This window comes from Mesorhizobium sp. KR1-2 (assembly GCF_040045035.1).
Taxonomy (GTDB): Bacteria; Pseudomonadota; Alphaproteobacteria; order Rhizobiales; family Rhizobiaceae; genus Pseudaminobacter.
Genome location: NZ_JBDZDS010000013.1, coordinates 39,623 through 52,082, shown reverse-complemented (window position 1 = coordinate 52,082; position 12,460 = coordinate 39,623). Strand labels below are relative to the sequence as shown.

Genomic DNA, 12,460 nt, shown 5'->3' with positions numbered 1-12,460 from the left:
GGTCAGAACATCCCACTTGTCGTCATTTCGACAATTGCCGGCGCAAGGACCAGAAGAAGGATCGACACGACGATCAGCATTGCCGGCATCACGATCTTGGCCCTCAACTTTTCGCTCGCTCTATCGGCATTTTCCCAACGGCGGAAACGCAGATCGCGGGCATGTTCGCGCAGAAGTTCGAGGCGATTGCTGCCCTCGATCTCGCCCTGGATCATGGCGCGGATGACGCGCAGCACTTCCTCGGCCGTGATCCGGCTTTCAAGTCGACGGAGAGCCTCGACGAGGCCGGTGCCAAGAGCGACATCCTTCAGCATCTGCTCCACTTCTTCCCGCATGACCGTGCCCGGGGCCGCCTCCGCATAGAGTTTCAGGCTTTCGGGCAAGGTTGCCTGCGCCTGAAGCGTCATGACCACCAGATCAAGGAAATAGGGAAATTCGCGAGAAAGCTGGAGCTTGCGGTTCTGCATCTTGTCGTCGGCAACGACCCAGAAATAGACGGCGGGAATGAAGCCGATCATGAGACCGCCGGCCACACCACCCAAAACGCTGCCCATTGCCAAGCCAAACAGTACGCCGAGGACAACCACGCCAAAAACGCTCGACACCAGCAACAGCGCCACATATTCAATGCCTGTAACGCCGCCAAAAGGGCGTCCGGCGAAGACGAGCTTTCGTTCCAGCTGGTCGCCAAAATTGGTGAGCAAGGTTCCGAACTTGGCGATCACGAACTCCACCGGCGTGCGCAATCCGAGCCTGTCGACTATGTTGGGTGCCGGCCCGTCGCCGGTCTGCGAGCGCTTGACGACCGGCACTGCCGCCAGCAGATCGCCAACCCACCAGACGAACAGGGCCGCGGTTACGCCGGCCAGTGTGACGACTGCGGGAGCGATAGGAACGGAGCCGATCATACCGACACCTTCATCATCGAGCGCATCCAGAAGAAGCCGATTGCGTAGAGAACGACCCCGGCCAGCGCGATCGCGATGCCGATGACGCTGCTGAACACCTTTTCGATCAGTTCGGGCTGACCGAAGAAAATCATCAGCACCATCAGCGCGGCGCCGCCGTTGACGACACGGAAATTCATGCGCGCCTGCGACGAAGATGTCACGATCTTCTGGTCGAGCTTCCATATCTCCTTGAATGACTTCGACATTTCCGTCAGCGGCTCGGCTATGTCGCCCCCCTGCCGGGCGAAGAGACCGAGGGCGGCGTCGACCATCTTGAAATGGAGGCTCGGCACATTGCGTCCGTGACGGTCCAGGGCGTCGATCAGGCTGATGCCGAGCTTCTGCTCGCGGGCGACGCGTTCGAATTCGCGCGAGGCGGGCATCTGCCCGGTATCGGCCACCGCGTTGACGGCTGTGGCCAGCGGCTTGCCGGTCCTGACGGCGGCGACGATCTGGTCGACCGCATAGGGAAGCTGTGTTTCGATCTGCAGCCAGCGCCGCTTCAAGAAGTATTGGATCATGCTCTTCGGCAGGACGAAGGCTACCGGAACCGCCACTATGAGACCAAGGATCGGGCCGAAGAGCAGCGAGACGAAGATGAAGACCGCCATCGCAGAAAGGCCGTATGCGACGATCATTGCATAGGGCGGCACCGCATCGCGGCCGAAAACCTGCGCAGCTTCGCTGGCAAGCGCGGTGTCCCGCTCAGTCGCGCGCAGGAGCGGTGCCGGCCAACGGCCTGGGACACCGAAGATGAGAAGCGCTACGGCCGTGCCCCCGAGAGCGGCAACTGAAAGCTGCAGGAAGTCGAAATTCATGGGCGCCCCCTTCAGACGAACATGTCGAGCCGGTCGATTTGGCCATCACCGCCGATCTCGACCAGTTCGGCCACGAAACTCGGCAGATAGCCGGTGAAAGCATGTGTCGCTTCCCCATTGCCGCGTCCGACGAGATGGAAGATCGGCTCGACGAGGACGAGACCGGTATCGGGATCGATGCCGATGACCTCAGAAACCTCGGTCACGGCGCGCCGGCCATTTGGAAGTCGGTTCAGTTGGACGACGAGTTCCACCGCGGCTACGATTTGCTGTCGGATTGCCATAACGGGTAGAGAGCTCTCGCCCTGAAGGACCATCACTTCCAGGCGGGTCATCATGTCTTGCGGTGTATTGGCATGGGCCGTCGTCATCGAACCCGCATGCCCCGTGTTCATCGCCTGCAGCATGTCGATTGCCTCGCCGCCGCGGCATTCACCCACGATGATGCGGTCCGGACGCATGCGCAGCGCGTTGCGGACCAGATCGCGAATGGTCACGCCTTTTTCGGATTCGGCCGTCTTTGGCCGCGACTGCAAATAGACCACATGAATGCCGTCGAGCTGCAGTTCGGACGTATCCTCCACCGCGACCACGCGTTCGCCCGCCGGGATGAACTGCGATAGGCTGTTGAGCAGCGTCGTTTTGCCCGAGCCGGTGCCCCCGGAAACCACGATGTTCTTGCGAGCTTTGACCGCTGCGTCGAGAAAGGTGCGCATCGGCACGTTCAGGGCCCCGGCCGCCACCAGCTTTTCTATGTCGAGACGGGACTTGCCGCCGAACTTGCGGATGGTGAGGCAGGCGCCCTTGACGGCCAATGGAGGGATGACTGCGTTGACGCGCGAGCCGTCCGGCATACGGAAATCCGCCATCGCCTCGCTCTCGTTGATAGACCGCTTGGAATCGATACCGATGCGTTCGATCACGGTCATCAACTGTCGTTCATTGGCAAATGCGAAGGGATAACGTTCGAGGAGACCGAACTTTTCGACGTAAATCTCGTCGTAACGCGTCACCATGATTTCGGAGATCACATCGAGGTCCATCAGTTCCGAGATCGTGCCCCAGCGATACATCAGCTCCTCGATGTTGGAGCGCAGGTGGTTGTGGGCAATTTCGTAGCGGTCGCCGGCGCTGAAAAGGCTCTGGCGCGCCAGAAAGGCCGCGCCGAAGCGACTGTCCAGCTGCCCAAAATCGGCCCGGGTGGATTCGAAATCCAGTTTCAATCCGAGCGTGCTGATCAGCGCCTTACCGACCTCGAAGAGGCGCCGGTTGTCCTGCTCCCCGCGTACGAAACCCGCGGCCGCACCATCGGGGTCGCGTCGTGTGGTGCGCGCAATTCGCTTGGCAAGCCAACGATAGACGGCATTCTTGACAAGCAGCATGACAAGGTCCGGCGGAGCCCCGTCCAGTGCCTCCTTGATGAAGAGGTCGAGGCGTTCTCGAATGCGGGCACGCGTCTCTTCCCGACCGAAGTCGGAGGATTTCATCAAGCGGTCGTATTGCGTATCCTTCAAAAGGCGTTCGTGGACTTCCATCTGCAGAGCGAGCACGCGCTCCTGCTCCGGAAAAAGCGTGATCGGCTGGGCCTCGCTTTGCGGCTCGAACAGCTCAAGCGTAACGTTCGGCACCCAGATCGACATACCCGCTTTGATGGCAACCGGCATTCCCGCCCTCAGTTGCTGATCGTCGAGGCGGGTCGGGTTGCGGCCGTGATGCTGGACCGCCCACCCCTGGCCCGACCGGCGGATGACGAATTGCGGCGAAGAAACATGGCTGCCGCGCAATCGCACCACCGCCGCTCCGGCCGGCAAGGCGGGCGCGCCGTTCTCGCCGATGAAATAGGTGGTGTCTGCCGAAAGGGAGATCACCTCGCGGCCGCTGCCGTCTTCGTAGGTAATCTTGAGCTGCATGACTAATCGCCTCCGGGCTTTTACATGCGCGTCCAGTTGACGCTCGGCAGATCCTCCACGGTGTCGTCAGCGGGGTTGCGCAGGACGAGGTTGAGCCGACCGTTGGACTGGCCAAGCGCAAAGATCAGCATTTCGGCCTCGGCTGGGGTGACCTCCACGGTTACGTGGCTGTAGTTATTGGCAGTCCTGACCGCGGCGTCCGCGGAGGTAGCCGCGCCGACGGCAAGCACCTTGACGTTCTGAAGAAAGGTCCGAGTTACGACGCGCGTGCGCGAGCCGATGCCGAGTTTGTAGTCCTGCGCCTGCTTCTGGTAGATTTGCAGGTCATCGAACGTGGCGTCGGAATACTGGGCCAGGTAGTTCTTCAGGAGTTGGTCGACTGCCGGGGGCGTTGTCGTTGGCTGCTTGGCAGAATCCGCAGCAGCCGGTTGCTGGCCATTTTCCGGCGACGCCACGGCAGGCTCGACGGGTTTCACCGGCTCGTCGACCGTACCGAGGATGTCCACGCGACTGCCTGGTTCGACGAAATGGCCCACGGCTTCCGCAGCATCAACCGGCAGCGTCAGCGCCCGCTTGCCGGGAGCGATCATCGTCGTCAGGCGCCCGCCGTCATTATCATCGAAATATTGGAAGAGCAGGACGGACCCGGCCGGAATGTCGGTGGCGGCGGTGCGGTCCTTGAGCCACTCGCCATAGGCATCGGCGGCTGGGAGAGCAAGGTTCTGCAGGCTTCCAAAGCTCGAGGGGAGCAGAACTGGATCATCCAGCATGTCGGGCGTCACCGCCTGCCCGCGAGACACTTTCTGGTCCGGCAGGAGCCGCATGAAGGCATAGGCGGTCTGCTCGTTCTTGACGTTCTGGGTCCAGAGATAGACGAGCCCCGCCGTGATGAAACCAATGACGGCGGCGGCGATCAGTTTCCAATTCATGGGATTCTTCCTTCGACAAGCAGTTGCCTGATTGCGATCACTTCCACGATTTCGTCGGCCTTGATGCCTTTCGTGTAAAGGACATCGGCCTCAACGGCGCCGCGCCGCGCATGGAGCGCGAGCGAACTGTTCTTGCCCGGTCGAGTTCCATCGACCGCAAAGCCGTCGCGCTCCAGCAGATGGGCGCGCGTATCCCGCCAGGCCGACGATGAAAGCGCGCCGCTTGAGATTACCGTACGCGAGATATGGCTCCTGTCGTGATCGCCAATGTCGCTCAACACTTCTACGCCAGCCGGCGGGCGCAGGGCGGCGGGAAGCCGACGCGGGTCCGCGGCGGAGGCGAAGGCTTCGAGGCTCGCGACGGCATCGTCGAAGCGCGTCATCAGCACTTCTGTCATCTTTGAGCCCGGTGGCCGGCGAATTGACACTGTGACGCCCGGTATCGGTCCAGCGGCTGCCGTGTCGGTCGGAAGCCTTGCAGCTCCCGCTTGCAGAAAGGAAAGGGCGTCGGATCCATTGCCGTCGAAGAAGCGGACAATGACGGAAAAATCCTCGCCCACCCGGCTGACCTTTGGCGCGACGAGCCGGTTGGCCGCAGCGGCAAGTTCGACGGCCATCGGATCAGCCGCAAGATGCGCCAGGCGCGTATCGGCATCGAGCGCCTCAAGCCACTCGTCGGTGATGTCCGCAACGCTGCGGGTGCTTTGATAGGGGGTAAATTCCAGCGGCTGCCCGTTGATCACCAGATCGCGCGGGCGGCGCTCAGGCGACCCCGCGATGCGAGCGAGCACGGTTTCCAGGCTGGTCCGCATATAGCGATAGACCTCCGCGAGTGCCGGCCTTGCGGTCAGGCTTTCGCCAAGAACAACGGCGAGAACGGCGGCCGTAATGAGCGAAGCTGGTTTGGAGCGTGTCTTTTTCATTTCATTTCGCGCCCGGGAAGATGCCGTCGAAGAGCTCGCCCGCACCGGAGGCGACGCCACGGATCGCCTCGCGCAGGGTCGGATCGTAGCCACGCCGGGTGGTGTCGTTGTTGGCGGACACGAAAAGCGTCGCGTCGTCGACCGTAAAAGTGTCGCCCCACCGGAACGGTGCAAGGTTCTGCGCTGCGCTGAACTTGTAGACGCGAGTGGCACTGGCCGTTACGAGCCTCGGCTTCTCTTGCGCGAGCTTGCCTGCGATGCTCGACGTGACGCTCTTGGCTTTGTCATCGACATCGTCCCAGACGAAGGTTCGCTTGCGGTCTCCGCTGCTTTCATGCGACGGCTTGCTGGAGCAGGTCAGACGCTCCGGTCCCTCGCCCGGAGGAAGTATGTCCGGAATCGCCAGGACAAGATTGGGGATCGTCCGTGAAAAGTCAGGAACGCAGGTGAGGCCGTTCGCCTCGGCAAATGCGGCATTGCGGATTTCCCGCATCGTGTCGATCTTGCGGGTCGAGAGGAGATTGGCGTGCTTGACGAAGATCACGATCAGCAGGATGACTGGCGCGGCGAGAATGAACTCCATTGACGCCAAGCCCCGACGATCGGCGTGCAGCCGCATCAGGATGCCTGTGGTCGGCATGCGTTCAGTGCGTATTGACGACCGACCAGGCACCTGCCCCTCCCTTGTCGAATGCTCCGGTCAGAACCTTGTAGCTGTCGGCCGCAGGGCTCCGCTTGATGGTCTGTGATAGCGTGGAAACGTCGTCTGCCAGGCTGGTCGGCGCGAGTGATGCCCGCCAGTCCTGCGTATAGAGATCGAAGGACGTGTAGTTGTGCACCCAGCTTTCCGCATAGGCGAAGGCCGGCGTCTTTTCGGTGAACTTCTTCGACTGCAGGCGTGCGCGCGGCGAACGCGAAACCACGGCCAGCGCACGATACGGCTTCAACTGGTCACCCGTCTTTCGCATGGTGATTGGATCGAAAGCGAAAACTTCCCGCCCCTTCAGCCAGTAGGGTGTCGGCAGGATACCGATCGCTGATGCGATCCCGCCGCCCGCGCCACACACCTGGCCCCAGATGTTGTCGAACTTGCGCGTGAAGTCGTTTTTCTCCGCCGTCTGTTCCTCTTCGTAGCGCGGCGGTTTGTCGATCGGGTATTGGAAGGGATTGAAGGCCCCGAGATCGATGCCAGTAAATAACTTCAACGCTCCCATCGCGCCGTCGATCAGCAGGCCGCCGAAAAATCCGAGCTTCGGATTGAACTGCTTGATCAGCGCTTTCACAGGGATGCTGGTCCAGTAGCCGGGACCGAAGGCTTCGTACCAGACGTAGAAGAATGGCAGCTCCGTGCTCATGCTGCTTTCGTCATTGACGTAGTCCCGGATATGGCGACCGTCGACACCACCACCCGTCAGCGGTCCTTTGCCGTTGGGGAAACCGCGGTTGGCATACTCGGCGCGCATCGAAAGTCCGGGGCCGAAGGATGTCGTTCCGTCCGACATCGCCATGCACATCTCCGCGTAGGCGACTGTCCCCTTGATGCCGCCCTTATCGACAGGCAGGTCGCCGCCCTGACCCTCCTTGGATCGGCTGCAAGTCGCTCCGTTCTGGCAGGCCGGGTGGAAGACGAGATGGTCGGCGCCGTTGACGCGCACGAGGTTCAGCGCCTCGCTGCCAACCCGTTCCGGGTAACTGTCGACCAGATAGTCGTTCATCTTGTTCATGGCGTCTATGATGGCCTTCGACTTTGCGATGAGCCCGGGAGGATTGTACTTGCCATGGACATAGACCGCATAAGCTCCCGCCCTTACGGCCCCGATGCCGCGGATGGCCTGAAAGCCCGCGCAGGCGGCATAGATGATCGGCCCGACGAGCGGGATTGGCTCGTAGAACATGCATTTGGGCAGATACAGAGGTGGCCCGCCGAGGTCGCTTCCGCTCGTGAAATCCGCGAGTTCGGCAAGGATGACACCAGAGCGTGCGGCAAGCTCAAGCGTGGCCAGCTCCAACGCCGTCGAGGTGGCGAGGATCACTGTCGCCTGCGAGGAGGCGACGTTGTTCATGGCCATGATGTTGAGGTAGCGGGCGCCCCAATCGGCATGCACCAGGGCCGCCGCGTCCGCCGTGTCCTGCGTGCGCTGCTTGTCATAGATCATCTGGCCGGTGTTGAGGATCCAGATGATCATGTAGGCAAGCGCGATCGTCATGAAGAGGATGATCGGCGACAGGAAGCCGCGTTCATCACGATGCAGACGAGCGAGCGCGGACAAGGTCATAACAGCGTGACCTCCGCCCTGGAAACGGTGTAGTAGCGACCGTCCTTTCGCTTGCCGTCGGCCATGACCCAGCCGGCATAATCCAGCAGTAGAAAGCGCACCGCGACGGTTGCCTTGACCGGCATGTGCGGAATGCGCTTGGCGGCGGCATAGGTCGCCATCGGCGCGAAACCAATTGTCACCGTGACGTTCTGCTTGTCGAACGTATAGCGGGCCTGGCGCTGGATTGCGCCCCAGCGTTTGGAAACGCCGGCCGCTTCCGCGACGTTCCTCAGCACGGCTTCCGGTGCCTGGCAGCCGCTTTGGCATGGCAGGGTCTTGTAAGGCGCTGCCGGAATGAGGGCGATGCGCGCGGCGGTATCGGCCTTCTGGGCCGCGGCATCGCTGTCGCAGACCTTCACGTCGAGTTGCACGTCGAGAAACGCGCCGGTGGAAAGCGGAATTTGCGGGCAGAGATAGACCCGGGCACTGCGCGCGGCCATGTACGCGGCATAGTGAGTGAACAGATGGTTCTTCGCGAGGATCGCGAACTGGAAGACCACGAACATGAAGAAGACGAAGAGCGGTGCGACCATGACGAAATCCAGCATGGTCACGCTGCCAACGGGGTCGCGATGCAGCTCCGAAATTCGTCTGCGATGCCTGGAAAGGCGCGGCAGAAGCAGCATCGTCGTCAAGAGCGCGAGGGCGAGTGCGAGGGTTCCAAGGAGCGCGCCGTGGTCCTGCGGCACCCAGAAGGTTTCCGAGCGCAGTACGGAGCCCCAGAATTCGCCTGCGAGGAAGGAGGAACCGGGCTGCATTTCCATGACCACTACCTCAGAAAGGACAATGGACTGAGATCAGGTAGCAAGAGACACCAGAAAAGCCCGCCGGCGGCGGCGACGCCGAAACGGACAGTATGTCTTTCCCTTGGCACCAAAACGCTGGCTGCATTCTTGACATCCATAGGCAGAAGCATCGCAAAAAGGCCGACGATCCTGAGCACCCTTCTGAAGTCGATCCGTCGCGACATCGAGAAGAGGGCAAGCACTCCCCCTGTCATCAGAGCGGCAAGCGTCACGTCGATCGCTGGCCAGAGGCCGAGAACGGCGCCAAGCGCCGCCATCAGTTTCACATCGCCGCCACCGCAGTTGCCCATTGCGAAGGCGACGAGGAAAACCAGCCCCCCGGCCACCATTCCGGCGAGAGACATAGTCAGACCGATCAAACCACCGCTGAAGGCGGCGAGCGTCAGGCCGGCCAAAAGACAGGGATAGGTCAAGGAATTCGGGATCAGGCCGCGGCGGTGATCGAGCACCGCCGCAACCAGCGCGCAGCCAACAGCAAGTGCCGTCGCCGACGGAGTCTCGGAAAGATCATAGGAAAACTCCATGGCCCTGTTCTAAAGGGCCTTCGGCACGTCTTTGGCTTTGCCGCTGAGATCCTTGTTCTGGGACTGGAACCACTCACCGATCTGCTTGCCGAAAGCGAGCAGCATCAGCATCAGTGGGATCACGATCAGAGCAACGGCGAGCACGATCTGTGCCATGTCGCCACGCTCGTTCCGATGCAGCGCAAGTGTGAAAGTATTCAGTTTAGCGAGCATGTTCGTATTTCCTCGGCCAATTGAATGTTGACTACCTGGTTCGAAGACCTCGCGAAGACGACACAAAGCACGTTTGATCAATCCGAAAAGGCGTACAAACATGCGTTATGCTGACATGTGATTTGGTTTGACTACTCCGCTGGCCACTCATTTTTGACGAAACCATTAAGACTCAAGAGCGCACCTAAAACCAGCCTTGTGTCAAGCAAACTAAATGCAGGGTTCCAATTGTTTTGGAAGCTTATTCAAACAGACAAGCCTTTTGATATGACCAGCTGGACAAGCATATGAATTTATTGTGATTCATACAGATATGAATGTTCCGCAAACGCTTCTCGCGCGCTAATCCTTCCTCAAACAATTCTGGACTTTCAAATCAGGCGCGCGAATACTGGCACCCATGGCCCTCTCAAAGGGCGAGACCGGACGGCATATCCTGGCGGAGAGCCACAATGGAAACGATGAGTAGCGTCTTGGTACTCGGATTGATCCTCATTCCGCTGATGACCTTTTTTCCGACTGCGCTGGAAATGATGATGCACCTTTTCACCATGAGCTCCGCGCTGACAGGGATGCCCCTCTGATGAAGGTGGTTTCCGACGACGACGCCGAACAGGCCACCACGCAAGTTCTGAGTCGGGCGCTCGACAAGCTTTTGGCGCCGATCCAGCCGTACCTGCAGGATCCGAGCATTTCCGAAATTCTGATAAATGGTTTCTCCGACATCTTCATCGAGAGGCGCGGCAAGCTAGAACGAGCCGACACGCGCTTCGCTAGCCGGGAAAGTCTCGAATCGGCCGCACGCAGCATTGCGCAGTTCTCGGGCAAGCGATTGACCCCGGAGGAACCGAGCGTCGAAGCTCGCCTGCCCGACGGCTCGCGCGTGCAGATGATACAGCCACCGGCGGCACGTAGCGGGTTATGCATATCCATTCGCCGGTTTCTGCGCGAGCATCGCAACGTCAATGATCTTGTGTCACAGGGCAGCCTGACACTGGAGGCGCTGTTGCTGCTTCGCTCCGCCGTCTGCCTGCAGAAGAATGTGATCATTTCGGGCGGCACGGGCACCGGCAAGACCACTATGCTGAACGCTCTTTCGGAGTTTTTCGGCGATCACGAACGGATCCTCGTCATCGAGGACACGAATGAACTGCAAATCCGCAAGGACCACGTCGTGTACCTCGAAGTGACTAAGCCGGACCGCTTCGGGCGTGGCGGCGCTTCAATACGTGAACTCTTCCGGTCCTCCCTGCGTATGCGGCCAGACCGCATCATCGTCGGGGAATGCCGCGGGGGCGAGGCGCTGGACATGATCCAGGCAATGACTTCCGGCCACAGCGGGAGCCTTTCGACGGTCCATGCGAACACGCCCTATGACGCACTGAACCGCCTGGAAACCCTCGCGCTGATGTCGGACATCGATCTGCCGCTAAGGCCTCTGCGCTCCCAGATCGCATCCGCTGTTGATGTCATTGTGCAGATTACACGCTTCAGGCGAACAGGTCGCCGCCGCGTCATCGAGATTTCCGAAGTGAAAGGGCTCGACCAGAGCGGCCAGTACATCATAGAAAGTCTCTACAAGCTTGAAGGAGACGGCCACTCCAACTCGGATGGCGCGCTGTCATGGACCAGCGCTGTCCCGAGCTTCGCCGCGGACCTTCTGGAGGAACTTCCGGAAATCGCATCCATGGCTCCTGAATGGCTGGGCATTCGCAGCGACCCCCGATAGGTTTGGCGCATAGGCGGCGATGGCGGAGGCACCGGCGATCGAATGCCACTACGCCATCGCATCGAGACGATGCAGATGGACGGCCATGGCGGCTTGTTACTTCCCTGCTTCTTCATCAACCGGATCAAGAGGCGCTTGGCCGTCTTGGTATTGCGGTGCTTTTGAATAGTAGTGGGCGGGAAGCTATGGCGCCTGGAGCTCACGATGGGCATGGCCCGATACCATACGGTTTGCCGCCGGGCGTGCCGTGGGCTGGCCGCGCCAACAGTCCATGTTGGCCCGCATATCCCACATGCCAAGTGATCCAAAATCCGCCTTGAGAAGTGAGAAGGGTTCTTGCAGCCACACCGGCGGGCACATCGGAGATGGCGAGGCGGCCTTGGAGGGACTGGGCGGCAGCGGCGCGCGAGCTTCTGCTGCTGAGAGGGTGTTTGGTAATTAACGTTTTGCAAGGCGATTAAGCGTGAGCCGGGTGGCTGCGATGTCGATCATCGTCTCGGACGTCTGGACGCGATACTCATAGTCCTTGCTGAGCCTGCGATTGCGCCCGAGCCAAGCGAAGTTGCGTTCCACGATCCAGGTCAAGCCCGGTGATCTTGAAGTCACGCTGACGTCGTCTGACGCTCAGCAGGCGCCAACCTTGCTGCTCTGCCAGCACGTGAGCGAATTTCTGGCTCTGTCGCAAACTGAATGGCAATCTATTTCCGGTATGAAGGCTCGGGGCTTATCCAGGAGTTCTCGATGTTCAAGGGTCGTTCACTTCTCGCCTCAGCTTCTGGGTCGCTTCAACCGGCGCAAGCGTGCGATCGGTATCAAGTGGCACATGGACGAAACCTACATCAAGGTGCGCGGTCAGTGGACGCATCTTTACCGTGCCATCGACAGTGTCGGCGACACGGTCGAGTTCTTGTTAAGCGAAAACCGTGACCTGCTGGCAGCCAAACGCTTTTTCCGGAAGGCATTCGCGCGCCACGACCGACCGGAGCGCATCGTCATCGACGGCAGCGAGACCAATCACAAGGCTATCATCTCCTGCGCTGCCGAAAACCGTCTGCGGGATCGGTCGCGACGTTCACTAAGGCCGGTCCGCATCCGAAAGGGCAAATACTTCAACAATCGGATCGAACAGGATCACAGGCGCATCAAGCGCCGCATCCGACCGATGCTCGGCTTCAAGTCGATGGCAAGCGCTGAGATCATTCTCTCCGGCATGGTGCACATGGTGCGCAAGCGACAGGCGAGGTTTGCCTACAATCCACGTCCGTCAATCGCCGAGCAATTCGAGATCCTCACCGCCCGAGCACTGCGCACATAGCTCCTCTGGTGACCACCAGCAGAAT

At 60.4% G+C, this 12,460-nt stretch carries 11 protein-coding genes and 2 pseudogenes; 2 read left to right on the top strand and 11 right to left on the bottom strand.

The window, feature by feature from the left end:
* Window positions 1-2 precede the first annotated feature (2 nt).
* The 10 genes from ABLE85_RS22005 to ABLE85_RS21960 form a co-directional block, all read right to left on the bottom strand.
* On the bottom strand, window positions 3-908 hold the full coding sequence (locus tag ABLE85_RS22005; protein ID WP_348794846.1) for a type II secretion system F family protein: 906 nt from the start codon (window positions 906-908) through the stop codon (window positions 3-5).
* On the bottom strand, window positions 905-1,768 hold the full coding sequence (locus tag ABLE85_RS22000; RefSeq protein ID WP_348794845.1) for a type II secretion system F family protein: 864 nt from the start codon (window positions 1,766-1,768) through the stop codon (window positions 905-907). Before ABLE85_RS22000 ends, ABLE85_RS22005 begins: the two co-directional genes overlap by 4 nt.
* A gap of 11 nt (window positions 1,769-1,779) precedes the next feature.
* On the bottom strand, window positions 1,780-3,678 hold the full coding sequence (locus ABLE85_RS21995) for an ATPase, T2SS/T4P/T4SS family (RefSeq protein ID WP_348794844.1): 1,899 nt from the start codon (window positions 3,676-3,678) through the stop codon (window positions 1,780-1,782).
* Window positions 3,679-3,698: 20 nt separating this feature from the next.
* Complete coding sequence (locus tag ABLE85_RS21990) at window positions 3,699-4,607, bottom strand: RcpC/CpaB family pilus assembly protein (protein ID WP_348794843.1); 909 nt, start codon at window positions 4,605-4,607, stop codon at window positions 3,699-3,701.
* Complete coding sequence (locus tag ABLE85_RS21985; protein ID WP_348794842.1) at window positions 4,604-5,350, bottom strand: hypothetical protein; 747 nt, start codon at window positions 5,348-5,350, stop codon at window positions 4,604-4,606. The genes ABLE85_RS21990 and ABLE85_RS21985 overlap by 4 nt, the downstream gene beginning before the upstream one ends.
* A 181-nt stretch (window positions 5,351-5,531) precedes the next feature.
* Entirely contained in the window at window positions 5,532-6,203 is a 672-nt protein-coding gene (locus ABLE85_RS21980) for a pilus assembly protein (RefSeq protein WP_348794841.1), read from the bottom strand.
* Entirely contained in the window at window positions 6,175-7,806 is a 1,632-nt protein-coding gene (locus ABLE85_RS21975; protein WP_348794840.1) for a pilus assembly protein TadG-related protein, read from the bottom strand. The genes ABLE85_RS21980 and ABLE85_RS21975 overlap by 29 nt, the downstream gene beginning before the upstream one ends.
* Entirely contained in the window at window positions 7,803-8,612 is an 810-nt protein-coding gene (locus ABLE85_RS21970) for a TadE/TadG family type IV pilus assembly protein (RefSeq protein ID WP_348794839.1), read from the bottom strand. Before ABLE85_RS21970 ends, ABLE85_RS21975 begins: the two co-directional genes overlap by 4 nt.
* A gap of 5 nt (window positions 8,613-8,617) precedes the next feature.
* Window positions 8,618-9,178 carry an A24 family peptidase gene (locus ABLE85_RS21965; RefSeq protein ID WP_348794838.1) on the bottom strand — a complete coding sequence of 187 codons (561 nt, stop codon included), beginning with the start codon at window positions 9,176-9,178 and terminating at the stop codon, window positions 8,618-8,620.
* A 9-nt stretch (window positions 9,179-9,187) separates the two neighbouring features.
* Window positions 9,188-9,391 carry a hypothetical protein gene (locus ABLE85_RS21960; protein ID WP_348794837.1) on the bottom strand — a complete coding sequence of 68 codons (204 nt, stop codon included), beginning with the start codon at window positions 9,389-9,391 and terminating at the stop codon, window positions 9,188-9,190.
* A 400-nt stretch (window positions 9,392-9,791) separates the two neighbouring features.
* On the opposite strand from ABLE85_RS21960, the pseudogene ABLE85_RS21955 reads away from it, so the two are divergent.
* Window positions 9,792-11,120: pseudogene (locus ABLE85_RS21955) on the top strand (ATPase, T2SS/T4P/T4SS family).
* Window positions 11,121-11,558: 438 nt separating this feature from the next.
* Here the strand turns inward: ABLE85_RS21955 and ABLE85_RS21950 are convergent.
* Window positions 11,559-11,699 (bottom strand): annotated as a pseudogene (locus tag ABLE85_RS21950) (IS5/IS1182 family transposase); the annotation flags it as partial.
* 28 nt (window positions 11,700-11,727) lie between these two features.
* Here ABLE85_RS21950 and ABLE85_RS21945 point away from each other — a divergent pair.
* Entirely contained in the window at window positions 11,728-12,435 is a 708-nt protein-coding gene (locus ABLE85_RS21945; protein WP_348794906.1) for an IS6 family transposase, read from the top strand.
* Window positions 12,436-12,460: the final 25 nt, after the last annotated feature.